Annotated in this window: 28 protein-coding genes; 11 read left to right on the forward strand and 17 right to left on the reverse strand. The window is 43.4% G+C overall.

All coding sequences use genetic code 11. The annotated features are described in order from the left end of the window. Together ERX35_RS06845 and ERX35_RS06850 are read left to right on the forward strand one after the other, a co-directional pair. On the forward strand, positions 1 to 1146 hold the full coding sequence (locus ERX35_RS06845; RefSeq protein WP_149459179.1) for a bifunctional cystathionine gamma-lyase/homocysteine desulfhydrase: 1146 nt from the start codon (positions 1 to 3) through the stop codon (positions 1144 to 1146). Between the two features lie 11 nt (positions 1147 to 1157). Continuing rightward, a complete protein-coding gene (locus ERX35_RS06850; RefSeq protein WP_149459180.1) occupies positions 1158 to 1622 on the forward strand; it encodes an S-ribosylhomocysteine lyase in 465 nt (154 codons plus the stop codon). 563 nt (positions 1623 to 2185) lie between these two features. Here ERX35_RS06850 and ERX35_RS06860 read toward each other — a convergent pair. Beyond that, positions 2186 to 2782, reverse strand: a complete 597-nt coding sequence (locus tag ERX35_RS06860) for a hypothetical protein (protein WP_149459181.1) — start codon at positions 2780 to 2782, stop codon at positions 2186 to 2188. Positions 2783 to 2980: 198 nt separating this feature from the next. Here ERX35_RS06860 and ERX35_RS06865 point away from each other — a divergent pair, with 198 nt between their 5' ends. Next, on the forward strand, positions 2981 to 3250 hold the full coding sequence (locus ERX35_RS06865; protein ID WP_149459182.1) for a hypothetical protein: 270 nt from the start codon (positions 2981 to 2983) through the stop codon (positions 3248 to 3250). Between the two features lie 435 nt (positions 3251 to 3685). Here ERX35_RS06865 and ERX35_RS06870 read toward each other — a convergent pair whose 3' ends face one another. From ERX35_RS06870 to ERX35_RS06895, 6 genes are all read right to left on the reverse strand, one after another. Then, on the reverse strand, positions 3686 to 4606 hold the full coding sequence (locus ERX35_RS06870) for a nuclease-related domain-containing protein (RefSeq protein ID WP_149459183.1): 921 nt from the start codon (positions 4604 to 4606) through the stop codon (positions 3686 to 3688). Between the two features lie 195 nt (positions 4607 to 4801). Further along, positions 4802 to 5149: a DoxX family protein gene (locus ERX35_RS06875; protein ID WP_149459184.1), complete on the reverse strand. Its 348-nt coding sequence runs from the start codon at positions 5147 to 5149 to the stop codon at positions 4802 to 4804. Further along, positions 5142 to 6323, reverse strand: a complete 1182-nt coding sequence (deoB, locus tag ERX35_RS06880) for a phosphopentomutase (protein WP_149459185.1) — start codon at positions 6321 to 6323, stop codon at positions 5142 to 5144. Before deoB ends, ERX35_RS06875 begins: the two co-directional genes overlap by 8 nt. Before the next feature lie 11 nt (positions 6324 to 6334). Further along, a complete protein-coding gene (locus ERX35_RS06885; protein WP_149459186.1) occupies positions 6335 to 7636 on the reverse strand; it encodes a pyrimidine-nucleoside phosphorylase in 1302 nt (433 codons plus the stop codon). A gap of 38 nt (positions 7637 to 7674) precedes the next feature. Further along, the gene (deoC, locus tag ERX35_RS06890; protein ID WP_149459187.1) at positions 7675 to 8337 is read right to left on the reverse strand and encodes a deoxyribose-phosphate aldolase; all 663 of its coding nucleotides are present in this window, start codon (positions 8335 to 8337) and stop codon (positions 7675 to 7677) included. A 146-nt stretch (positions 8338 to 8483) separates the two neighbouring features. Further along, entirely contained in the window at positions 8484 to 8870 is a 387-nt protein-coding gene (locus ERX35_RS06895; RefSeq protein ID WP_246143141.1) for a Dps family protein, read from the reverse strand. 211 nt (positions 8871 to 9081) lie between these two features. Here ERX35_RS06895 and ERX35_RS06900 point away from each other — a divergent pair, with 211 nt between their 5' ends. Then, positions 9082 to 9762 (forward strand): hypothetical protein, encoded by a 681-nt coding sequence (locus ERX35_RS06900; protein WP_149459189.1) that lies wholly within the window; start codon positions 9082 to 9084, stop codon positions 9760 to 9762. Between the two features lie 28 nt (positions 9763 to 9790). Here the strand turns inward: ERX35_RS06900 and ERX35_RS06905 are convergent, their stop codons facing one another. Further along, positions 9791 to 10726 carry an LCP family glycopolymer transferase gene (locus ERX35_RS06905; protein WP_149459190.1) on the reverse strand — a complete coding sequence of 312 codons (936 nt, stop codon included), beginning with the start codon at positions 10724 to 10726 and terminating at the stop codon, positions 9791 to 9793. A 156-nt stretch (positions 10727 to 10882) separates the two neighbouring features. On the opposite strand from ERX35_RS06905, the gene ERX35_RS06910 reads away from it, so the two are divergent. The 5 genes from ERX35_RS06910 (at position 10883) to icaB (ending at position 14578) form a co-directional block, all read left to right on the forward strand. After that, positions 10883 to 11068, forward strand: coding sequence for a hypothetical protein (locus ERX35_RS06910; RefSeq protein ID WP_149459191.1), 186 nt, complete (start codon positions 10883 to 10885; stop codon positions 11066 to 11068). A 141-nt stretch (positions 11069 to 11209) separates the two neighbouring features. Continuing rightward, the gene (locus tag ERX35_RS06915; RefSeq protein WP_149459192.1) at positions 11210 to 12034 is read left to right on the forward strand and encodes a GGDEF domain-containing protein; all 825 of its coding nucleotides are present in this window, start codon (positions 11210 to 11212) and stop codon (positions 12032 to 12034) included. An 11-nt stretch (positions 12035 to 12045) separates the two neighbouring features. Beyond that, complete coding sequence (pgaC, locus tag ERX35_RS06920; protein ID WP_149459193.1) at positions 12046 to 13293, forward strand: poly-beta-1,6-N-acetyl-D-glucosamine synthase; 1248 nt, start codon at positions 12046 to 12048, stop codon at positions 13291 to 13293. Next, positions 13251 to 13709, forward strand: a complete 459-nt coding sequence (locus ERX35_RS06925; RefSeq protein WP_149459194.1) for a hypothetical protein — start codon at positions 13251 to 13253, stop codon at positions 13707 to 13709. The genes pgaC and ERX35_RS06925 overlap by 43 nt, the downstream gene beginning before the upstream one ends. A 2-nt stretch (positions 13710 to 13711) precedes the next feature. Further along, entirely contained in the window at positions 13712 to 14578 is an 867-nt protein-coding gene (icaB, locus tag ERX35_RS06930) for an intercellular adhesin biosynthesis polysaccharide N-deacetylase (protein ID WP_149459195.1), read from the forward strand. Positions 14579 to 14609: 31 nt separating this feature from the next. Here icaB and nhaC read toward each other — a convergent pair whose 3' ends face one another. The 9 genes from nhaC to ERX35_RS06975 all read right to left on the reverse strand — a co-directional run bounded on the left by nhaC (position 14610) and on the right by ERX35_RS06975 (position 23494). Continuing rightward, on the reverse strand, positions 14610 to 16043 hold the full coding sequence (gene nhaC, locus ERX35_RS06935; protein WP_149459196.1) for a Na+/H+ antiporter NhaC: 1434 nt from the start codon (positions 16041 to 16043) through the stop codon (positions 14610 to 14612). A 246-nt stretch (positions 16044 to 16289) separates the two neighbouring features. Beyond that, positions 16290 to 16811 (reverse strand): acetyltransferase, encoded by a 522-nt coding sequence (locus ERX35_RS06940; protein ID WP_149459197.1) that lies wholly within the window; start codon positions 16809 to 16811, stop codon positions 16290 to 16292. Between the two features lie 9 nt (positions 16812 to 16820). Then, positions 16821 to 17381, reverse strand: a complete 561-nt coding sequence (locus ERX35_RS06945) for a sugar transferase (RefSeq protein ID WP_149459321.1) — start codon at positions 17379 to 17381, stop codon at positions 16821 to 16823. A gap of 38 nt (positions 17382 to 17419) precedes the next feature. After that, a complete protein-coding gene (locus ERX35_RS06950) occupies positions 17420 to 18598 on the reverse strand; it encodes a hypothetical protein (protein WP_149459198.1) in 1179 nt (392 codons plus the stop codon). 65 nt (positions 18599 to 18663) lie between these two features. Further along, the gene (locus ERX35_RS06955; RefSeq protein WP_149459199.1) at positions 18664 to 19365 is read right to left on the reverse strand and encodes a CpsD/CapB family tyrosine-protein kinase; all 702 of its coding nucleotides are present in this window, start codon (positions 19363 to 19365) and stop codon (positions 18664 to 18666) included. An 18-nt stretch (positions 19366 to 19383) separates the two neighbouring features. Continuing rightward, positions 19384 to 20052: a YveK family protein gene (locus ERX35_RS06960; protein ID WP_149459200.1), complete on the reverse strand. Its 669-nt coding sequence runs from the start codon at positions 20050 to 20052 to the stop codon at positions 19384 to 19386. Between the two features lie 63 nt (positions 20053 to 20115). After that, positions 20116 to 21381: an oligosaccharide flippase family protein gene (locus ERX35_RS06965; RefSeq protein ID WP_149459201.1), complete on the reverse strand. Its 1266-nt coding sequence runs from the start codon at positions 21379 to 21381 to the stop codon at positions 20116 to 20118. 18 nt (positions 21382 to 21399) lie between these two features. After that, positions 21400 to 22518, reverse strand: coding sequence for a glycosyltransferase family 4 protein (locus ERX35_RS06970; protein ID WP_149459202.1), 1119 nt, complete (start codon positions 22516 to 22518; stop codon positions 21400 to 21402). Positions 22519 to 22585: 67 nt separating this feature from the next. Then, positions 22586 to 23494 (reverse strand): glycosyltransferase family protein, encoded by a 909-nt coding sequence (locus ERX35_RS06975; protein WP_149459203.1) that lies wholly within the window; start codon positions 23492 to 23494, stop codon positions 22586 to 22588. Positions 23495 to 23648: 154 nt separating this feature from the next. Between ERX35_RS06975 and ERX35_RS06980 the strand changes: the two genes are divergently transcribed. Beyond that, complete coding sequence (locus ERX35_RS06980; protein ID WP_149459204.1) at positions 23649 to 24134, forward strand: hypothetical protein; 486 nt, start codon at positions 23649 to 23651, stop codon at positions 24132 to 24134. 106 nt (positions 24135 to 24240) lie between these two features. After that, on the forward strand, positions 24241 to 25275 hold the full coding sequence (locus ERX35_RS06985) for an acyltransferase (RefSeq protein WP_149459205.1): 1035 nt from the start codon (positions 24241 to 24243) through the stop codon (positions 25273 to 25275). Positions 25276 to 25351: the final 76 nt, after the last annotated feature.

The following is a 25351-nucleotide window of genomic DNA, read 5'->3' on the forward strand; positions in this document are numbered from 1 at the left end:
ATGAAAAAGAAAACAATGATGATTCACGGCGGCCGTACGACCGATGAATTTACCGGGGCAGTCTCCACGCCTATCTACCAGACAAGCACGTACAAGCAGGACGGAATCGGCGGACTCCGTCAGGGCTATGAATATTCACGGACAAAAAATCCGACGCGGTCCGCACTTGAGTCACTCATCGCAGACCTCGAGCACGGCACTGACGGCTTTGCCTTCGGTTCAGGGATGGCAGCTGTATCAGCGGTCATCATGATGCTGAATGCCGGCGACCATATCGTCGTCGGTTCTGATGTCTACGGCGGTACATACCGCGTATTCACGAAAGTATTCGACCGTATCGGTGTCAAATCAACGTTTGTCGATACGACGGACGAAGCAGCAGTGACAGCAGCGATTACAGAGAACACAAAGATGCTCTACATCGAGACACCGACTAACCCGCTGCTGAACGTCACAGATATTGAACGCATGGCCGCCATCGCAAGCGCGCACGGCTTGATCTCTGTCGTCGACAATACATTTATGACACCCTACTTCCAGAATCCGCTTGACCTCGGGGCAGACATCGTGCTGCACTCAGCGACTAAATATATCGGCGGTCACAGTGACGTTGTCGCAGGTCTGCTTGTCACAAAAGATGCCGCGATTGCGGAGCAGTTAGGGTTCATCCAGAACTCAGTCGGCGGCGTGCTCGGACCACAGGACAGCTTTCTGTTGATCCGCGGCATTAAAACGCTCGCTCTGCGTATGGAGCAGACGGAGAAAACGACGCTTGAAATCGTCGATTATCTGGACAGCAACAGTCAAGTGACAGCTGTCTTCCATCCAAGTCAGCTCGGTGCGGCGCAGCTTGCTGTACAGAAACGCCAGGCGACCGGTTTCGGTGGAATGATCGCCTTTGACGTCGGTTCTAAAGAACAAGCAGAACTGCTCGTCCGCTCGCTTGAGTACTTTACGCTGGCAGAATCTCTCGGCGCCGTCGAAAGCTTGATCTCAGTACCGAGCCAGATGACGCATGCTTCTATTCCACGTGAACGCCGCCTTGAACTAGGTATTACAGATGGATTAGTCCGTATCTCAGTGGGTATTGAAGATAGTGAAGACTTACTGGAAGACTTAAAACAAGGCTTTAAAGCCATTCAATAAGGAGTGTCAACATGCAGAAGATGAATGTGGAAAGTTTCAACCTTGATCACACAAAAGTCGCGGCACCATTTGTCCGCCTGGCAGGCATTAAAGAAGGACAGCACGGCGATGTCATCCATAAATATGACATCCGTTTCAAGCAGCCGAACAAAGAACATATGGAGATGCCGGCGCTTCATTCACTGGAACACTTAATGGCAGAAAACATCCGTAATCATACCGACAAAGTCGTCGACATCTCACCGATGGGCTGCCAGACCGGCTTCTACTTATCGCTCATCAACCATGCGGACTACGATGACGTCCTTGTCATTTTAGAGCAGACATTGAACGACGTGCTGACAGCAACAGCCGTGCCGGCCTGCAACGAAGTGCAGTGCGGCTGGGCAGCAAGCCACAGCCTGGCAGGCGCACAAGCACTCGCGACAGACATGTTAGCTCATAAAGACAAATGGTCTATCATTTATCAGGATTAATTATTGAGAGTAGTGGCCTTCAAACAGAGCGTTAATTTGAAGGCCACTTTTTTATTGATTATGGTGATTATTCCGGAATTTTGGCCTTCAAACGGCTCCTGAAGGCCACTTCTCACTGATTTCACTCATTTTTCCGGAATTTTGGCCTTCAAACGGCTCTTGAAGGCCACTTCTCACTGATTTCACTCATTTTTCCGGAATTTTGGCCTTCAAACGGCTCCTGAAGGCCACTTTTCATATAATAACAAAAAAATCCCGCTGTTATTAGCGGGATTTTATTTATCGACCGAACTCTGTCCGGTAATGTTGGAACCTTGGATGAAGTATTTGTAGAGCATAAAGAACAGAACGATGACCGGCAGCAGCACCATCAGCCACCCTGCCATCAAATAGTTCTATCCGGTCGTGCTTCGTTCTTTGAAAACTTGCAGATCGAGCTGCAGTGTATAAAGATTTTCATCATTGCTGTCAAGCTGTGGTCCTAAAAAGTCATTCCAGACACCGCAGTTTATTTGTCTAAAATTATTCTAAATAAAAAAGCAGTGCTACTGCTTTTTTAATATTTAGAAGCGGATGATATTCACCGCGCCATACACATCATCAAAGTTATTCAACACTTTCAGCTGGTTATCTACGATGTCGAGTTTGTATTTCCCGGTTCTTTCATTCAATTTCGCGGCAGTGTTCTTATCAGCGTCTTCACGCTGCTTGAAGTCGAATGTCACGGCATAGTCTTTACGGTCGCCTGTGCCGTAGACTAAGTCACCGATCACTTCCGCCGTCCCGTCACCTTCAAATGACTGTCTGTATTCTTCAGGCAGTGTGAATCTGAATGTGTAGTGCGGTGTGTTATGCATCAGATGGTTGTACAGTATGTCATCAATCGTATAGTCGATGCGCACTGATACGCCCGTCTCATTCGGTGTCACATGGAAGTTTTTCAGCATAAAATGCGGCATGTAGAACTCCTGACCGATATACTGGTTCGGTGTCTTCTGTTTTTCGAACAGCTTAGGCGCGTCAGCCCCCTCACTGGATGATTTCTTTGTTAATGCTATAACTGTTGCTCCGATTGCCAGCGCACCAAGCAGTACTCCAAGAGTGTATCTGGATTTGCCAGGGCGACGGACCGGTTCTTCATAATGATATGGGCAGCCCATAGTTGAACCCCTTTCGTCTATAGAATAATACTAGTATACCCTTTTACTGTGCTGTAATGCATGTCCCACCTAAAAAAGTTTCCTCTAACAGCTAAGGCTGAATGTCGTCACGTATTTACTTTATTTACAATTACTTAACTGAAAATTAACCGCATGGCCGACCGTTTCTTAGTATGATGTGAATACGGAGATGATGTCATGTTCAACAGAAAAGAACGGCTGCAGCTCATTGAGACATATGGCAGAGAAGATGCGCTTGCTCGTTACACTGCTGAAGCTGAGCTGATCACAGCGGAAGAGCTGAAACGCTACCGGGCAGAACTCATCAGTGACTTCCATCATCATTGTGCAGTCGATGATGCGACCTGCTTCATAGACTACTGCTATACTCATCATACTGACAACTTCGACGATATCGTCGACTGGCTCCATACGTTGAGAGCCATCCAGCGTCAAATCGAAGGATAACTCCTTAACAGGAGAACAAAAAGTGGCCTTCAGCTAATTGCTGAAGGCCACTTCTCACTCTTTTCAGCGGTCACCCCCTGAATTTTGGCCTTCAAACCACTCCTGAAGGCCACTTCTCACTCTTTTCAGCGGACTCCATCTGAATTTTGGCCTTCAAACGGCTCCTGAAGGCCACTTCTCACTCTTTTCAGCGGTCACCGCCTGAATTTTGGCCTTCAAACGGCTCCTGAAGGCCACTTCTCACTCAATCTGACGGTCATCGCCTGAATTTTGGCCTTCAAACGGCTCCTGAAGGCCACTTCTCACTCTTTTCAGCGGACTCCATCTGAATTTTGGCCTTCAAACGGCTCCTGAAGGCCACTTCTCACTCTTTTCAGCGGTCACCCCCTGAATTTTGGCCTTCAAACGGCTCCTGAAGGCCACTTCTCACTCTTTTCAGCGGACTCCATCTGAATTTTGGCCTTCAAACGGCTTCAACTTGTATTTTGTCGACCGGTTATTGCCCATTTTAATCGCATGTTTCCTTAGAAACCGCTTGACGGTCGTTCTGGAACTCATCGTCCAGTCCATCGCTTCTGCAATCGTAAACGAGTCGTTCTTAATCAGCATCAGTTCATGCAGGTTGGCCATCATCACCGCTTCCCGCTTCATTGAATGACCGCAGCTGCAGTCCACGTACTGCTGATACAGCACTGGCGTAAACAGCTGCCGGCAGTCCATACATCGCAGCCGTGAATCAACACACTCATAATCAGTAGTCTTCCTGTTACTGTACGGATAATGGCCAGCGTGCTTCGCGACGAGTGTTTTTCCGATGGCGATGTCGCGCGGTGTCACTTCCAATGTGTTTAAATAATCGACAATCTGCGGGCACTGCGCCGGAAATACGACCCGCGCATCACCGTCAAACCCGACAAGGCGGAATGTTTCGTTGATAAAGACAATCCGGCTTGTTATTTTCGCTGTGATGCCGCTGTCCTGCAGCACTTTGTCGAGCATGTAGCGGGCGCGTTCCAGCTGCGGCCGGTAATCTTTAATAATGCGTGCGTTTCTGCCGATCATATTCCCCTGGTCATACTGATAAATCCCGCCGTTATTCTTGACATCAAAGAGCAGCACATGACCGCCCGCAATCACGATGAAATCATACTGCGCGTAGTCTTCCGCTTCCAGCAGCAGATCCCAGATGACAACACTATCGAGCGATTCAAGCAGCTTGAAAAACTGCTTCTCCCCGTCCAGTCCTGACCGGTGCTTCATTAACTGCCGGTAATCTTCATCGACCAGCGTCACCCGTTTTTCCAGCGCTTCAAGATAGACAAATTCATGACTTTTACTATAGCTTTTCAGTAGCAACAGCTCACCTCCGCCACTATAATAACACGTCTACGTGAATGACGTTTTTTCGCGCCGCTGCAGTTTTTCAAGAAAACCTGGCAGCTTTTGAAGAAATCACGCTCACAAGCTGCAGATTTTCACGAAAATCACACTTTTCATCAAAATTCGCTTTTTTCGCGCCGCAGAAAAAAGAGAGTCGTCATCGACTCTCTTCTACAACTTATCCATCTCTTTAATCAGCCATCCCTGCAGCGGCAGTCTGCCCCACAGCGCCCACCATGGCAGCTTTCTGCCGTTCAGGTCGATATTGTTCGCCGCCATATAGACGTTCGCCGGAAAGACTGCGACTAAAAACAGCTGCAGCAGCCGCTTTGTCTTCGGGCCCGGCTTTCTTAACAGCAGGCTCAAGCCGAACAGCACTTCCATGACGCCGGACGCCTGGACGATGAACTTGCGGCACGGCAATACTTTCGGCACAATCTTACGGAAGTTCTCCTCCCGTGTGAAATGCAGCACGCCGGCCACCGTATAAACCGTGCCGTACAGCAGCCGCCTAAACATTCATGTCACCTAAATAGCTGCGGCCGAACTCAGGCAGCGGTACACCAAAGTTATCAGCGATCGTCGCACCGATTGACGCGAATGTGTCGTGGCTGGCAAGCTTATGGTAATCCTTCACTTTCGGACTGAACATCAGGAGCGGCACATATTCACGCGTGTGGTCAGTGCCTGGTGCGGTCGGGTCGTTCCCGTGGTCCGCCGTAATGATGACCAGGTCATCTTCACGGAGCTTCGGAATGAGTTCGCCTAACCGGTCGTCGAATGCTTTAATGGCATTCGCATAGCCTGCTTTGTCGCGGCGGTGACCGTACAATGCATCGAAGTCCACTAAGTTCAGGAAGCTCAAGCCTTCAAAGTCACGGCCGACCACTTCAATCAGCTTGTCCATGCCGTCCATGTTGTCCTGCGTGCGGATCGCTTCTGTCACGCCCTCGCCGTCATAAATATCATTGATCTTACCGATGGCGATGACGTCAAAGCCGTTATCTTTCAGCTCATTCATCACTGTACGGCCGAACGGTTTCAGCGCGTAGTCATGGCGGTGCGCTGTCCGCTTGAAGTTGCCCGGCTCACCGACATACGGCCGGGCGATAATGCGGCCGATCAAATATTTCGGGTCTTTCGTCAGCTCGCGGACTTTCTCGCAGATGTCATACAGTTCATCCAGCGGAATGATATCTTCATGTGCCGCAATCTGCAGCACCGGGTCAGCAGAAGTGTAGACAATCAGGTCACCGGTCTCCATTTGATGCCTGCCATATTCCTCAATGATCTCTGTGCCTGACGCCGGCTTGTTCGCGACGACTTTCCGCCCTGACAGTTCTTCGATGGCTGCCACCAGTTCGTCCGGGAAACCGTCCGGATAGACGTTGAACGGCTTGTCAATATTCAGCCCCATGATCTCCCAGTGGCCGGTCATCGTATCTTTGCCGACAGACGATTCGCTGAGCTTCGTATAGAAGGCTTCCGGCTTATCGACCGCTGCGACGCCCGGCAGCGCTTCAATGTTACCGAGTCCGAGCTGCTGCAAGTTCGGCAGTGATTCACCGAAGCCTGCCAGTGTGTTTCTCAGCGTATGGCTGCCAGTATCGCCGAAGTCAGCCGCATCCGGTGCCTCACCGATGCCGACGGAGTCCATGACGATTAGATGGATTCTGTTAAATGCTTTAGTCATAATAACCACTCCTACTCTGTGATAATCGTATGAATCAACGTCGGTGCGTCAGCATGCGCGCTGATCTCGATATTGTCATAGATTTTCTGTTTGACGTCTGCCACGTCTTCGCGGTTCGCATAAATTGTCACAAGTGACTCGCCTGCTTCTACTTTGTCGCCGACTTTTTTGCGGAGCATCAAGCCGACCGCAAGATCTATCGTATCTTCTTTCGTCGCACGGCCCGCACCTAGTAGCATGGACGCCACGCCGATTTCGTCTGCAACGATGCGGCTGACGACCCCGCCTGCTTGCGCCGGCACTTCAATCGTGTAAGCTGCCTGCGGTAACTTCGACACATCATCCACGACACTGCCGTCACCACCCTGGTTCACTAAAAAGTCGCGGAACTTCTCAAGTGCGGCTCCGTTGGCAATGACTTGCTGGAGCTTCACACGCGCTGCATCCAAGTTGTCAGCCTTGCCGCCGAGCACGACCATCTGGCTGCCGAGCGTGAGCACGAGCTCCGTCAAATCTTCCGGCCCTTCGCCGCGCAGTGTCTCAATCGCTTCCTGCACTTCCAGCGCATTACCGATCGCAAACCCGAGCGGCTGACTCATATCAGAGATGATCGCCATCGTCCGGCGGCCGACGTTGTTGCCGATCTTCACCATAGCACGCGCCAGACGTTCTGCATCTTCGTCGGTCTTCATGAATGCGCCGGCACCTGTCTTGACATCAAGCACGATTGCGTCTGCGCCTGCTGCAATCTTCTTGCTCATAATGCTTGAGGCGATCAGCGGGATGCTGTTGACCGTCCCTGTCACATCGCGCAGTGCGTACAGCTTCTTGTCAGCCGGCGTCAAATTGCCTGACTGACCGATGACTGCCACTTTATGCTCGTTCACAAGACGCGTGAACTCGTCCTCTGTAATTTCCACGTGGAACCCTTCCACCGCTTCCAGCTTGTCAATTGTACCACCTGTATGACCCAGTCCGCGTCCACTCATCTTGGCGACTGGAACACCGAGCGCTGCAACGAGTGGTGCCAGCACAAGTGTCGTCGTATCGCCGACGCCGCCTGTGGAGTGCTTGTCGACTTTAATGCCGTCGATTGCTGACAAGTCAATCTGGTCCCCGCTTTCCACCATCGCCATCGTCAAGCTCGCGCGCTCGTCATCATTCATATCCTGAAAATAAATCGCCATCGCAAGAGCAGACGCCTGATAATCCGGAATCTCTCCGTTTGTATAACCTGTGATGAAGAATTCAATCTCTTCTTGCGACAGTTCGCCGCCGTCGCGTTTCTTCGCAATAATGTCCACCATTCTCATGATATGACCTCCCCTTATTCAGATAAAAAAGCAGACGGTTAGTAGTTCCCGTCTGTTGTCTGCCCCTGCAGAATTTGCACGCCCGCGCTCGCGCCGATACGCGTCGCACCCACTTCGATCATCGCATTGACGTCGTCAGTCGAACGCACGCCGCCCGATGCTTTAACACCCATGTCCGGGCCCACTGTCTCGCGCATCAGCTTCACGTCTTCAACAGTCGCGCCGCCTGTAGAGAAACCCGTTGATGTCTTGACGAACGTTGCGCCCGCTTCTTTCGCAAGACGTGATGCACGGCGTTTTTCGTCGTCATTGAGCAGACTTGTCTCGATGATGACTTTCGTCGTCACACCGCCTGCTGCCGCAACCACTGCTTGAATGTCTTCAAGGACAAGCGCGTCGTTACCTTCTTTCAGGGCGCCGATGTTGATGACCATATCGACCTCGCCGGCACCATTCTGGATCGCATCCTTCGTTTCGAATGCCTTCACAGCAGATGTCGCTGCGCCTAACGGGAAGCCGATGACCGTGCAGACTAAGACGTCAGTCCTTGCCAGCGCTTCCGCACAGCGCTTGACGTGCGTCGGGTTGACACAGACGCTCATAAAGCCGTGCTCCTTCGCCTCAGAGACAAGTGTGTCAATCTGCGCGGTCGTTGCTTCTGGTTTCAATAAGGTGTGATCAATATATTTAGCTAATTCCATAAAAAAATTCCTCCTTTATAATCATGTCAATTATACATTATCCAGCGGTAATAATCATATTAAAGTGGATGCCACGGCGAAGCAGCAAAAACGTGACATGGGCCGCATCCCAGGAATACGGCCCATGTCATATTATTCAGCTGCTATTATTTCCCTAAGTAAGAAGCAAGCATCCAGTTATGTTTCTCGAACTGCGTGATCATCTCTAAGATCATGTCAGCTGACATTTCGTCTTTTGCTTCCTCAGCTGTATTCTGTCCTTCTTTCAGCTGCTCGATCAGCTGCTGCAAGTCATTGGACAAGTCTTTGACCATCTCTTCAGCCGTCAAATGCTTACCGGCTTCTTTGACGATTGACTGCTCCAGACATTCTTTCAGCGTGGCAACCGGATGACCGTTGATCGCAAGCACACGTTCAGCTGTCATATCCAGATACTGACCGACTTCTGTATAGAGCTCCTCGAATTTCACATGCAGCGAGAAAAAGTTAGGACCTTTCACATACCAGTGATAGTTATGCAGCTTCGTGTACATCACTGTGAAGTTCGCGACCTGCTGATTCAAGACATCAATAACCGGTGACTCTTGCCGCTCTTTCGGTGCTTTAGTGACTTTCTTTGAAGTGGCCTTTGTTTCTTTTTTAGCTTTTTCCATGTAGAAATTCCTCCTATATTATAATGAATGCTGACACAATATGTCTTTACCCAAAATTTCGGGGTATAATACATTAAAAAAGGAGTGTCCTATGTTTAATAAATATATCATCCCTGCTGTGCTTGTCATTATCCTTGCTGTCATGCTCTTCACTATCGACTTATGGAAAAGTGCTGTCGCCTTGCTGCTGCTGACGGACAACTACATTATCTTCGTCATCAGCGCGGCCGTCATCGCCGGACTCATCGGTCTCGTCTACAGCCGCCTCGCCTACAAAGTCGATAATGACCCGTCGCTCGCGCACGCTGAGCAGGACCGTCAGTCGTTCAAAAAGTTCTCGCTGATGAACATCGCCCTCATCATCGCCTTTTATTTCGCGCTCGGCTCCATTTTACTCGTCACGCTCAATCATGCACCCGTCTGGTTAGCCGTGACAAGTGTCATCGTCTTGCTGTTCGCCGTCGTCATCCGCTATTACGGCTACAGCCTGATCAACACACTGTACCCGGAACGCGAGCTGCCGAACAGCTTTGAGCCGGACTTTGATGACCGGCTCATCCAGTCACTGAACAAAGAAGAGATGCTCGTCATCTTCACCGGCCTCTACAATGCTTTCAAGCTGACCAACATTCTGCTGCCGGCTGCGATGCTCGTCATCACACTGTACGGCTATGCGACAGGGCAGTCGCAGCACTTCGCGCTCTGCATCATCGCGGTGAGTGCGATGCTCATCAACATCATCTACCAGCTCACCGTCAGAAAAATGATTTAAAGCTCCGGCCAGACGGCCGGAGCTTCTTTCATTTATTCAAGTTCTTCATATATAACGCTTTAATGTGCTGCTTGTTCTTCTCGTCTGCCATGAAGTACCACAGGCCGTCGTCCAATGTCTGGCCGGTACCGTCCAGCTGGTGCTTCTCCACGTGATCCAGTGCCGCTGTGTAGCTTGTGCCGAGACTCTCCAGCTCATTGAATGACAAGTCCGTCACGACGTTGCCTGATATCGTCTTCAGCATGCCGTCAAGCTTGCTTACGGAACCGACGCTGAGCACTTTCTTCGCCAGTGCCTGCACGACCAGCTGCTGACGTTCCTGACGGCCGAAGTCTCCGCCTGACCCGTCTTCTTTCCGGCTTCTGATAAATGCCATCGCCGTATTGCCGTCCATCTTCATAGCCTGGCCTTCCACAAACTGATAGTTACGCACTGTGAACGTCGCGTTGCTGACGACTTTAACGCCGCCGACATTATCGATCATGTCTTTCATGCCGTCCATGTTGATCGTTGCGTAGTAATCAATCGGCACACCCATCAGCTGCTCGACTGATTTGACTGCCATTGCAGCGCCGCCGTATGCATAGGCATGGGCGATTTTTTCCTGCGTCCCTTTACCGACCATCGTGCTGTACGTATCGCGCGGTATTGACACCATCACCGTCTTCTTCGTGCTCGGGTTGATGCTTAAGAGCATGATCGTGTCACTGCGGCCTGCGTCTCCTGTCGCAAGACGCGTGACATTGGAATCGACACCGAACAGAGCGACTGATATCGGGTCTTTCCTGTCGATTGCAACGGCGCTGTCCCGCAGCTCCGATTTCTTCCGGTTCTCGATCGGCTTATGGATAGAATCCGCTGTGCCTTTCACCTTGAAATAGGAATAACCGAGAAAGCCGGCGCCGGCAATGATCACTAAACTTAAAATAATTAACGGAATAAAACAGCCTTTTCTTTTCTTCATCTCTCCACCTCAGCAATATTGTACACTTATCTTTACAAAATTGCATCCACCTTAAGGCGGATAATACGGGAAACTAGCTACTATGCTGCCTGGACAGGCATTTATGTTAACAGCTGCCGGGAGTTTAGTTATAATTGCTCTAAAAGGAGGATGATTATGAAAGAATTGACGCCTGACGAAATCGCTCATTTAACACAGGGAGAATTTCTGCATGATAAAGCCACATGTCCTCACCAGCAGCTGGCCGTCGTCCTGCCTGACAGGACGCTCTACATCTGCCTTGACTGCGGGATGGAACGCACGACGCTCACTGAGTTCACCCCGCGAACCGGCATTGTTTAGCAGCAGGCCGTAAGTGGTAAACAAGAACTTATAAGTTACAGCGTCAGCACTATATTGCTGCTAAAATGGTTGTGTAAGATTTAATATTTCTGCTCAACGATTATCCAGCGGCTGTCAGCCGTCGCATGAAAGGATTTTATTATGAAACAATTCGATTATACTTTAGTGCTCGCTGTCTCCTGCTTTATTTTCAGCTTGCTGATCAGCGCCTCTTTCGTCGGTGCGAATGTGCTGATCCATATGAATACGCATAATGTACCGGGAGCACTGCTGCTGCTCACTGTTATCGTCACACTGCTGCTGTATACGTCCTGCATGATCGCCATCCGCCTGCTCAGTAATAATATGAAATATGCACTGGATGAAGTGAAAAACGGCAGTTTCTCTGAGGAGCCGGCGAAAAACTCGCATTTCCGCCTGCGTCTGTTCAACGCGGAAATGACTGAGAAGCTGAGCAGCCTGCAGACTGACATTTATCTGGACAAAGTCACAAGCATTCCAAACAGAAGAGCACTGTACCGTCACTTTGACGAGCTTTCCCGTAACCACGCTGACCAGCATCATTACATCTGCCTGTTTGACATTGACCGCTTCAAAGCAATCAATGACACATACGGCCATGTGACAGGAGATGAGCTGCTCGCAAGCATCTGCCAGCGGATCACCGGCTCACTTGCTGACGGTGAACAGTTATTCAGACTGGCGGGCGATGAGTTTGTCATCATCACCTCCTCTGACTACAGCAATCCTTATTTCCCGGCCACATTAAAGCTCGACAATCTGTTCAAGCTGCCCTTCGCAGTGACGGAGCACGTGCTCTATACCGGCATCAGCTACGGCTGCAGTGAATACGGTGCAGACGGCACGACACTGGATGCGCTCCTCGCGAAGGCGGACGAAGCCATGTATGAACAGAAAAGAACACGGCACGGCAACGAGTCACAGCCTGTCAAATCCATCACATAAGGAGCACTTACATGATTACTACACTTATCAGCGGCTGGTCAAGCTTCGTGTTTCTCTATCCGCTATTGATGGCCATTGTCTGGCTCGCAGGTTCCATCATCTACTTCCTGCGCCGGGAAGGAGCGGCATCTGACGCCATCCCGACCGATATCGACTGGCCGCTCATCAGCATCCTTGTGCCGTGCTACAACGAGCAGGACACTGTGCGGGAAACAGTCGAGAACTTGATCAAGCTCGACTATCCGAAGAAAGAGATCATCTGCATCAACGACGGCTCAAAAGACAACACAGCTCAGCTGATCAACGAGCTCGCTGCGACGTACGACATTGTACGCGCCATCGACAATCAGGAGAACCGCGGGAAAGCGAACGCACTCAGGCTCGGCCTGTTCGCCTCACACGGAGAATATCTGCTCTGCGTCGACTCAGATGCGATCATCGACAACGATGCACCGTACCATCTCATCAAACATTTCTTCCATAAAGGAGAACGCGTGGCTGCTGTCACCGGCAACCCGCGCATCCGTAACCGTGACACGCTGCTCGGTAAACTGCAAGTCGTAGAGTACGCCTCCATCATCGGCTCCATCAAACGCACGCAGCGCATCATCGGCAAGATCATGACCGTGTCAGGGGTGATCGTCGCCTTCCGTAAGAAAGCGCTCGTCGACGTCGGACTGTGGGACGTCGATATGATCACAGAAGACATCTCCGTGTCATGGAAGTTCCACGAGCGGTTCTGGGATATCCGCTATGAACCGCAGGCACTGTGCTGGATGCTTGTGCCGGAGAAGCTCGGCGGCTACTGGAAGCAGCGCGTCCGCTGGGCACAGGGCGGTCAGGAAGTCATCTTCCGCCACTGGGGCGTCTTAAAGAGCTGGAAATACCGCAGACTATGGCCGATCTATATCGAGCAGTGGGTCAGCATATTCTGGAGCTACTCACTGTTTCTGCTCAGCATCTACTACATGCTCTTTCAGGTCAAGTCACTGCAGGACTTAATACTGCTGCTCACGTTCTCAGCGTTCACACTGACCATCGTCGCTGTCATCCAGCTGGTCGTGTCGCTCATCATCGATGCGAAGTATGACAACGTCTCCGCCATGTACTTCTGGGTGGCATGGTATCCGTTCATCTACTGGATCGTCAATGCGGCCATCGCGGTCGTCGCGTTCCCTAAAGCGATCAAGTCTCGAATCAAAGGAGGTTATGCAGTATGGTCAAGTCCCGACAGAGGAAACAGAGAAGAAACGACTTAATCGTCAGAACGAAGAAAAACCCGGTCATCGAAACCGTGCTGTTCATCCTATCCATCCTGCTCTGGTTCTACGTACTGTACGCCGTCACTTTCTTTGTCGCAGCATTCTTCAACCTGCCGGTCGATATCGTCAACATCGTCAAGATCATACTGAACTTAAAGAACAAGGACATCATCAGCTTCAGCTTGTCCCTGCTCTATTACACCATCTTCATCTTCGGCGCACTTTATTTCTGGGGGCTGTACAACAAGCTGCGCTACGGCAGACTGAACCGCCGGAAATATCCGGGGCCGACGACAGAAGAAGAACTCATGCAGCTCGACTACATCAGTCACGACATCTACATCCAGCTGCAGCAGGCGAAAACCATCACGTTCAAACAAAACCCATTAGTGGATAAGAAAGTGAAGTCCTGATTATGCCAAACATCAAAACATTTCTGACATATGCACTCATTGCCGTCAGCCTGCTCGTCATCGGCCTGTTCACTTATCACAACATCACCGATGAGAAAAAGCACGAACACTACAAACCGCTTGAAGCGCACAACAGCTGTCTTGCGCTTAACTACCACCGCATTCGAAGCGGTACGTTGTACGAACGCACGCTGAAGCTGATGTCGAACAGCAACGAGCTTAATCGGTACAACGTGTTCAAAGATGACTTCGAAGCGCAGCTCAAATGGATGACAGCACACGGCGCGACGTTTGTGTCAGAGCAGCAGCTGGAAGAGAGCTACAAAACACAGCGCTTCCCGGCAGGCTGCGTCTGGCTGTCGTTCGATGACGGAGACGAAACGACGTATACAAATGCACTGCCGATTCTTAAGAAATACCATGTACCGGCGACTGTCTTCGTCATCGCAGGGCAGGTCGGCAACAAAGACTTCAACAACATCAAGCTCGCAACGTGGACAGAACTCCGCAAGATGAAAGACAGCGGGCTCATCACGTTCGGCTCACATACGTATAACATGCATGAGCTGCTTGATAACAAGCCGATCTTCAACAAAGTACCAGCAGCGGAGTTCAAAGCAGATCTACTGAAAAGCAAAGCGACACTGAAGAAAGAACTCGGCATTGACGCCAAGTCGTTCGCCTACCCATACGGTAACGCCAATGATAAGACGATGAACGTCGTTGAACAGGCAGGATTCGACTACGCCTATATCCTCGCACCGCACGCCATCACAACAGACAATTACCGGTCTCTATTGAACCGGATCATGGTGGACGATGAGACATTTGAGCGTCAGGTGAAAGAGTGGAAAGGGTTTAAGACATGAAGAAGCGGCTGATTATTCAGCCGCTTCTTTATTATGCTGCCAGAGATTTCTCGGTGAAGTATTCGCGTTCTTCTCTGCTCATCTTCACAATCTTAAAGCCGGTGATACCGTAAAGAATAGAAATGACCGGAATGACATAGTTCAGTATGGCAAAAGGCGCATATTCCATGACCCCTACATTCAATGTTGTAAATATAAATACCCCGCATGTATTCCACGGAATGAAGACGCTTGTCAATGTGCCGCCGTCTTCAAGCGCGCGTGACAAGTTCTTCGGATGGAGGTTCTGGTCAATATACGCTTTAATGTACATGCGGCTCGGCACGACGATACTGATGTACTGCTCAGAACACGTCGCATTCGTCACAAAGCAGCTCGTTACAGTCGCAGCAATTAAGCCTGCTGTGCCTTTAGCGACCTTTAAGATCTGCTCGATGATTGCTGTCAGCATGCCGCTGTATTCAAGGATGCCGCCGAACGTCATCGCGACGATAGTCATCGAAATCGTGAAGAACATCGATTCCAGTCCACCTTTGTTGAACAGCTCGCTGATCAATGCATTATCAGACTTCAGCACATAGCCTTCCTGGAGTGTTGAAGCTGCTACGTTAAGTGAGTCACCTTGCACGAACAGCTGGGCCCCCGAGCCGAGCAGAATGCCGACGACAAGCGCCGGCACAGCAGGTACTTTCAGTGCGACAAGAACGATGACAATGACCGGCACAAGCAATAACCAAGGTGTAATAACGAACTGCTGACTCATCTCATCACTGATCGAATCAATCTTCGACGTATTCAAGTGACTGGCGTTAAACTGGCGGCCGATGATGAAATAAGCAGCGAGCGCGATCAGAAGTCCTGGTATCGTCGTATAGAACATATGCTTAATGTGGTCGAACAGATTAGTGCCCGTCAGGCCGGCAGCCAAATTTGTCGTGTCGGATAACGGACTCATCTTATCGCCGAAGTAACTGCCGGAAATAACAGCCCCGGCAATCATGCCTGCCGGAATATCCATGCTCAGCCCGATACCCATGCCGGCGACACCGACAGTCGCCATCGTTGACCACGACGAGCCGATGGCCAGTGACACGATGCCGCAGATCAGGCAGATTGTCACTAAGAACATGGACGGTGTGATCAACTTAAGACCATAATAAATCATCGTTGCGACCACGCCGCCGCCGATCCATGCACCGATGACAAGACCGACTAGAATAATGATGACAATCGCAGGTAGTGCGAGCTTTATCCCCTTATACATCATTTCTTCGATTTCTTCCCAAGTATAACCGTGGAAATAAGCGACAATCGCTGCCAGTGCAGTGCCGATCATCAACGGAATGTGTGGTGCCTGTTGCAGGAAGACAACAGTAATAATCATACTGACAATCATAAAGACCAATGGAACTAAAGCAAACCAAACATTAATCTGACGTTTTCCCCTCTTGCTGTCTGAAATCATCTTTCTATCTCCCCTTAAATGATATCGCTTACATTAATAGTGTATACAAAGCTCAGACAAATGAATAGGTCATATTTCACTAGTGTCGCTAACGTCATCTTAAAAATCACTGCTGATCTAAATCAATTGATGTAGATTATTCGTTTGTTTGGGGATTTTAACACTGTTACTAAAAACAGTATTACTCACACTAAAAAAACCCTAAAAACGATAAATCGTTTTTAGGGTTTTTTTATAAATAGATTATTATTCAGGTTGTTTGAGTACTATAGTACTTCCCACTTTAACAACAGAATCATTTTCGATTTTTGTTTGACTGTAGAGTGTACTTGATGTATTAATTAAACAAAAATCTCCGATGTTACAATCATGTTCTATAGTAGCATTAGTATTAATAATAGTATGGTTTCCAATCGTTGTATTGGCATTTACAATAACACCCGCACCGATGTAAGATCCATAACCTAATTTTACCGTCGGACTTACTATAGCATGAACAGAAACAATGGAAATAAAACGCTCGTTATTAATATTAAGTTCATCGATAATTTTCTTGCGTATACTATTATTACCTATTGCAATGAAATAATGAACATCTGGCGGAACAGTTAGAGTATCGAACATGCTTAAATGATATTTCTCATCTATTATGCTACTATTTTTAAAAGACGAATCCATATAACCTATAACATTATAATCATTTAATTGATTCATTTCCTCTTCGACAACGTAAGAAAAGCCACCACGACCAATAATGATGATATCCATTATTCCTGCTTAGTGACTGACGCCTTTTGAAGTCACTACGCCTTTAATAGTTTCCCATATAATCCACATATCGAACATAAAACTTTGATGATCTACATAATACTTATCATATCTAACTTTTTCATCATCTGAAATCTCGTCACGACCCATGACTTGAGCATACCCAGTAATACCAGGTTTGACTTTATGGATGCCTAAGGCTGTTCTTTTCTCAATCAATTCATATTGATTATAAAGTGCTGGCCGTGGTCCTACTATAGACATCTCGCCTTTAGCTACATTAATTAGCTGCGGTAATTCATCAATAGATGTCTTTCTAATAAATTTCCCAACCGGTGTGATATAAGAAACTCCTTCACCCAATTTAGCTGTTTCAATATTTGGAGTGTCGACAGCCATTGATCTAAATTTATAAATAGTAAATAATTTATTATCTAGACCTGGACGCTGCTGCTTAAATAAAATCGGTCCTTTAGAGTCAGCCTTAATAGCTATCGCTGTTACAACTAAAACAGGAGAAATGACCGCTAAGCCCACTAAAGAAGACGATAAATCAAAACTTCTTTTGATCATTCACTTCACTCTTTCTAAAAATATTTATTAATATACTATAGATTAATTTTTTGTTTAATACTATGCTTTTCCCTTCCCCAATAATATGTAGAAAAGGTTTTGGCAAAAATAATAAATATAAAAATATAGCCTGGTATTCTTAATCTTGCTGCTGTACCCATATTGTCATTCGTAACACCAATGAACATAAACCACACTAAACTTTGTACTAGTAGTAGTCTATCCTCGTAAACTAAGTCAACACGTTTGTACCATAGGTATATTAACATTCCTATAATTGGCAATGATTCCAATAGAAAAAGGACTAATGAACTGAAACTACGAATTTGAACGGGTAATGGACCAATAGCATTGCTAATTAGGCTGTAAATGTAATTTCCTAGAAACAAAATATAGTTCGATTGATTTAAGGAAATGTTCATTTGACTACCACCACCAAACATTTCCGTACCCATTTGTCTATATTCCAATGCATCGTACATGCTTAATCCGACAATTGGAAGCGCTAAGTTTCTTAAAAATGTATAATAGATGCCGATAGCTATAATAAGTGAAGAAATAATCCAAAGTGGATTCGCATTATGATTCTTTCTATTGAATATAATAAAAATAATGCTTGCAATAATAAAGCTTGCTGCAGCATAATCCCTATAGTTCATTAGCAGAACAATCGATAACGTTAAAGGAACTAAATATAGAAGTTTTATAAAATTTTTAGATTTAAGAAAAAGTATTAACAAAACTATAGATAATAAGTAAAAGTCTATAATCCAAATGTCTCTTAATAGCGATATTGATATATTGTAAATAAAGCTTATATAGACGCTAGTTAATAATAATAATAAAGTATATACATAAAAGATTAACTTTTTATTAACCAGTATACTGATTAGAAAATAACTAACCAAAGTATATATAATTGCTCCAATAATATTCCACATCTTCAAAACAAAAATGTAATCAGTATTGAGTAACTTTAAAAGATAGCCAAGTACAGAGACGTGGACAGATGTGATAATTGCGTTTCCTCCATTTTTAAGGATTAAAGCATTATTATAATAAAATTCACCATCGTCTCCACCACCTAACAAAGGAATTGCGAGTCCGTGATAGCCAATAGCAATACTTAAATAATACAATGTAGTATTTAAAATAAAAATATAGGTAATGAATAATATCGCTATGAATAGTATACTCTTAATACTTTTCTCCATAAATCTTACTCCTAAATTTTAACAGCAACAATATTTCTGTTAATTAATATATTCCATTTTTCAACTTATTCATAAACATAATATTTTTCTGCATTATATTCATCATTGTTAAAGATAATTCCTATTAATTTGGCATTATTACTCACTGTAATTAATTCTTTTGCATTTTTAACATTATTTTTGTTATTATCTTGTTTATCAACTACTAATAGACTACCGTCTACTTTAGACGATATGATTTGTGAGTCTGTCACAGAGAGAATTGGCGGACTGTCAAATAAAATCAGATGATATACTTTTTGCAGCTCTTCTATTAGCATTGAGAAAGAATCAGACTCCAGCAACTCGGCAGGATTGGGTGGAATGGGTCCTGATGTTAAGATATCTAAATTTTCAAGTTTTGTCTTCTGAATACTATCCTTAATCTGACTTTGTGACGTTAGCAGTGTAGACAGTCCTACTGCATTTTTCAAATTAAATGTATTATGTACGGTGGGTTTTCTTAAATCTGCATCAATAAAGAGTACGCGTTGATTAGTTTGCGAGAATACTACAGCTAAGTTAGCAGAAATTGTAGATTTACCTTCCTGCTGTACAGAAGAAGTGACGAGTAAAGTTCTTAACTGTTTGTCAGGAAAAGAAAAACTTATATTGGTCCTAAGTATTCTAAACTGCTCAGTAATCGGTGACTTTGGGTCTTGCAATGTAATTAATTTACGAATACTATTAGAATTCCCTTTAATTTTACTTTTATGTTTTTTAAACATTATATCACCTCATTTGAATTATTTTATGTATGGAATATTTCCTATTACAGATACACCTATTTCTCTTTCAACTTCTTCTGAAGTTTTTAATGAGCGGTCACTCAAGCTCTTACCTAAAACAATCAGTGTACCTATTAAAAATCCTAGCAGGGCTCCGACAAACATATTGATTAACGGAGTAGGTTCAATAGGCTTAGGATTTTTAACGACTCTCGCTTTAGATGCAATTATCAAATTATTAAGATCGAGAGAGTCCTGCTGAACCATGGTATTAGCAATTTCATTGGCAATATCAGTAGCTCGTTTCTGCGAAGGATCGTTGACAACAATGGTTAGTAGAGTTGAATCTTTCACAACTTTAGTATTCACTTTACCCGCTAACTCCTCCGGTTCCATCTTTAAGTTCAATTTATCAATTACGGGTAATAATGTATCTGGAAGATGAGTAATATTAGCATACGTGGATATGGATTGTAGGTTAGTCTGCAAATCTATTGCATCATTATTATTATTGGAATGTGTTTCTTGGTTTACAAGCAATGTGACTTCTGACTGGTAAATAGGAGTAAGTAAGAAATAAGATATAAGACTTGCTATTAAAGAGAAGAATATCGTTAATCCTATAATGATTTTCCATCCTCTCTTCAATGCTTCAATACTTTTCATTAAATCAATACTACTTTGCATTATTTTACCTCCAAATGTTTACTTCTAGTTCAATTATACTTAGTTTCACATTTAGTATAATTATTATTTCTTAAATTCATTAACTATTCTATTCAAATACTTATGTGAAGTGATGTAAACCAATAATGCCATCATACCTTCTGAAATTAATGTAGTCACAACCGCGCCTTTCACTCCATAAATCGGAATAATAATAATATTGATGGTGATGTTCAATATTGCAATCAAGCCGTTAATCTTCATCATTGTATAAACCATATTTTGAGTAGATAAAATAGTTCCATTAACAGCAGTAAAAAATTTAAACAGGATTGCTATACTTAATAACTGTAGATAAAAAGTAGCAGTTAAATATTTAGGACCGGCTGTAAACAGAATAAGCCAGTTGGCATTCAGCCAGATAAAAATCATCGCAGCGATCCCTAATATTAATAAATACAATGAACTTTTATTATTAAATTCTTGTAATTTAAGAGGGTTGTGCGTAGCCCATGTATGTATTCTAGTATAGTACATTCTTCTAAAAATCAAATCAGGGAACATAAAGGCCAAAGCAACGATTATAAACGCACTGTTGTATTCGCCTACAGCTTCTGGGCCTTGTAATATAGAAAGCATTATAATATTACTTTGATAATAAATAAAATAAAAAATTCCAATAAATCCAAAAGGATATGTTTGTTTGAATGTATTAACTATAGATTCGTTTGGTGGAATAGGTGCATCTGCATATACCGGGACAATAATTTGTTGCTTCCATAACTTACTTACTACCTTGATTAACGGATATAATCCTAGCATAGATAGAATAAAAATATACCAACCTAACGAAATAATATTATTAAAGCTTATTACAGTAAGAAGTGCGGCAAGAAACCTTATGAAGTATACTAAGAAATTGCTTAGCGCCACATATTTAAAATTCTCTTCAATTTGGTTAATTGAATTATTAATAGAATAAATACCTTGAAGTAAAATATTAGGGATAATCAATAGAAGAAAATATCTCGTTGATATGTCGTATATAGGTAATAGTATCACTATAATAATAATCAATATGCTTACCAGACAACTAATTAAAAATAAGTATAAACTCGGTGTAACATACCTATATGCTCTTCTGCCCTCCACCGCAAAAATTTTAACAATAAAATCTGCCAATCCAAAACCGATAATTACAGATGATATATTAATAAATGTAATACCTAGACCAAAAATCCCAAATTCAACTTTTGTCAAACTTCTAGCCAATAGAATATTCATCAACAAGCTCATTACTGCTCCTAAGCCTGTGCCTATAAACATCCATAAAAAATTTTTTTTATTCATGATACAAATTGCTCCTGCTTATTTTTGGTCATATACTTTCCTATATTCTTTAATGACCGCATCATAACTAAAGTTTTTAATCTTCTCACGACTCTTGCTTCCCATTTGTTGACGCAATACAGGATTATTGATTAATGTAACAAATGACTTGATCAGCTGTAAATCATCTCCTTGCTCAATAACAAAGCCATTGTAATAATGGTCGACTAAATCTCTCAGTCCTCTTGTATTAGTGACCACACAAGGTAAGTTATGGGCCATGCCTTCCATAATTGATTTTGGTAAACCTTCTCTAAAGCTTAAAAGTGTAATTACATCACTAATTTGAAGGATATTATCCATATCATCTCTATATCCAAGGAACTGGATGTCTGCTAATTCTTCCTGTTCGATATAATTTTTATACATTTTAACATTAGGACCTAGTCCAGCAAGAAGAAGTACAGCATTCGGCGCCTGCTCCTTGATTTTCTTCCAATTCCTTAATAAGAACATATGATTCTTATTATTATTAAATTCTGCTACATATGTAATAATACATTTCTCCTCAGAAATTTTAAGCGCTTGTTTTAATGATCGTTTCGCCTCTTCTGAGAACGAATCTATATCTATATCTACCCCTACACCATTAATATGTACTACTTTATATTCTGGAAACCCTAGCTTTTTTGCAGTCTCTGTATCTTCACTATTAATAGTAATAAGCACATCAGTATTTTTGACGTTGATTAATTCTAATGGAAAATAAAACAGCCAGTTTTTTAATGGGGCACCTTTAAAGAAATGGAAACCATGTGCAGTGTAAATCATTTTACCATTAGGAACATATTTTCTTGCTCCTCTGACTAAAAAAGCAGCAACAGGCGAATGCACGTGAATGATGTCAAACTTTATACGTTTAAAGAGTTCAGTTATTCCTTTGTAAGCTATATAGTTATCGATTGATAAGGGATTTCTATTATAAGGAATATCGATACATTTAACGTTTAACTGCTCTAACTTCTCTTTACTGTTCCCATAATCTTCGGTAGATGCCACATAGACATCATACCCTTTCTCTTGTAATAACTTGATATAAGGGATGTGAAAGACTGCAATGTGTCGATAAACTCCTGCTGAAAAAAGTACATTTACCATATTACCCTCCGCCTTTGAAAAGTTCCTTAGTAGGTTTTATTGTAGTTATTGATGGATACTAACGTATTTATTGTTCAGCCTTATTGTTGGATAAATCCAGCAAGAAAGGAATAAGCCCAGAATTTTCTAATAGCTTATTCCATTCTAAGTTACGAACATCCGGTGTAATAAAATCAAATTGATTAAGATTTTCTGCTGTTAAATTAGATAAATTCTTTTTCACTTTAAAAAACTTCGCCTGACTACTAGACTCAAAATTATTAACCCATCTCCCCGGTAAAGTGACAATTTTTAAATTCAGAGCACAATATTCTAATAGTTTTGTTGATATCTGCTCATTGAATGGATATATATCTGGTACGTAATTTAAACCGTAACGAGCTTTAGAGGCATAGGCTGGTATCTCACTTTGTTCTAATCGTCCTGTATAAATAATATTCTCACAACTGCTGTACTGTGCTTTTAACTTTTCATTCGGTGTCCCTATTAATAACAGCGTCCATTTTGGGGTCTTGCTAAAAAATTCAAACATTGCGTCTAGTTGTCTCGATTCATCCATGCTACCTATATATACAAAGTCATAAATTTTTTCAGAGACTACATTAAAATAAGATTGATCAATGCCTTGTTCTCTAAAAATAAATGGTGCTTTATCTTTAAAATTGTAAAAATCTTTCATGAATTCAGACTGGTATACTCGTCCATTCGGCTTTGTATTAAATAATTTTTTCACTACATCTTTAATAGCTCTGTTTTTGCCTACGGTTAACGTATTATATTCATGAATAAGAACTGCACCCTTAGTTTTTACTGGATCAAATCCCATCACTTTCCATACAATGTCATAGTCCATTCCTGGTTTGACTTCTGATACTACTTCTGCTTTAAACTGCGGATGTTTATTAAGGTATTTTTCGTAAGCCGCAATTTCAGGCAAATATGCTTTTCCTTCATGTACCAATGCAACATTTATCATAACTATATCCCCCATTGATTATTGATTTCATTATATAATATAATCAGGAAAAACATATATTATATTTTATTTTTCTTTTCACATCTTCTTTAACTATACAATTATATGTTTTCCCATGGTATGATAATCATATAATCCAAAAAGGGGATACGCTATGATGTGGTCGAAAAATTGTTTATTCATTGCGTTATTACTTTTTTCTTTATTGTTATCTGCTTGTTTTAATAATGAAAATGAGATGATTAGAAAAGGAAAAGAACAAAGCCGGCAATCAAGTAAAAATGATAAGATTGAGGAGACGATGGCTACTAAAGCACTAACGACTAAAAGTAGTAGGGCCAGTCTATCTGTTCATGATACTACGAAATTCAACCGCAATGCTGCCGTCTCTTCTAAAGAAGCATTCTTAAAAAAAGCCGAGACTATAAAGAGACAGCGAATCAATAATGCTAAAGCTGAACACAATCAAGCTTATAGGAATGCGGAGATATTAGAACAATCTTCCGGTCCTGAGGACAAGTATCGACAAGCTGATGGCCAGAGAATGGAAGCTAATCGTATCCTTACAGGAAAAATTAATGAAATAGAGCGTCAATATAATGGACAAGTACATGAAATCGAACGGCAGTATAGCAGATGAACAAGTCGCCTTAAAATTAAAAACATTCTCTTATCGGGAGAATGTTTTTAATTGTTTCTAAATTTCTTTAATTTAACTATTTTTTATTACGAAAGGTTGAAAAGTTATGAACAAGATTTATTATCACGAAATTTCTTTTATAAGAGGCATCGCTTGTTTATTAGTTGTTTTAACACATATAACTTTAGGATACGATAATACACATTATACCTTAGCAAACCAACTTAACTTAACAATCAATCAACTTGCCAGAGTCGGTACACCTATCTTTGCGCTAATTAGCGGGTTCCTTCTATTTAATTCGACAAAAACTAAAGAAATTATGATTAAACCCTTTTATATATCTCGATTCAATAAAATATATATACCCTACCTTTTTTGGACCGCTATTTATTTAGTGGTGGGACAGGCAACACACACTCATCCTTTTAATTCACATAAAATTTTACAATATTTATTTCTAGGAGAAGGTTATGTACATCTTTATTTCATAATTATCGTACTACAATTTTACATAATTTTTCCATTTATTGCTCGTGTTATCAATCAAAAGAACATCATAAAATATACGCTTTTTTCCCTAATAATAATGATATTGTGGTATTTTGTTCGTTCTGATAATCCTTTTAAAGTTATTTATTTTCGAGCTATACTATTAAGCTGGATCGGTTACTTTTTTATGGGTGGTGTCTTGGCATATTATACCGAAGAAATTAGAAGATATACTGTAAAGTATTTTTTTACTCTTATACTATTTGTGGTAATTTGTATAATGGCAATGTTAATTGAAATAGATTTACCACATTTATTTCAATCTGATAGAGTTCTCAATATTGTGTACGTTCCAATTTTTACTTTATTCTTTTTTTTGCTATATGATAAAATTAAAGATACTAAGTTACAACATTTTATTACCTATGTAGGGAATCTGTCGATGGGTTTTTATCTTGTTCATCTCTTAATTATTGGAGGGCTGAGCACATATATGCCAAGTTGGTTCTGGCAGCCTCCTTATTCTTTACTGCATTACATTTTAACTATCATTTTTACTGCCTTGTTTATTGAATTCTTGTTATTGTTTCCATACGGATATAAAATTTTGCCAGTTGCTCGTGAAAAATCTGGTTATAAACGGCATTAGCTTTAAACACTTGACCGTTAGGTTATAACTTAGCGGTTTATTTTTTATTTAGTCGACAAAGAAACTTAAATTCATT

Source organism: Macrococcus equipercicus (assembly GCF_004359525.2).
Lineage (GTDB): Bacteria > Bacillota > Bacilli > Staphylococcales > Staphylococcaceae > Macrococcus > Macrococcus equipercicus.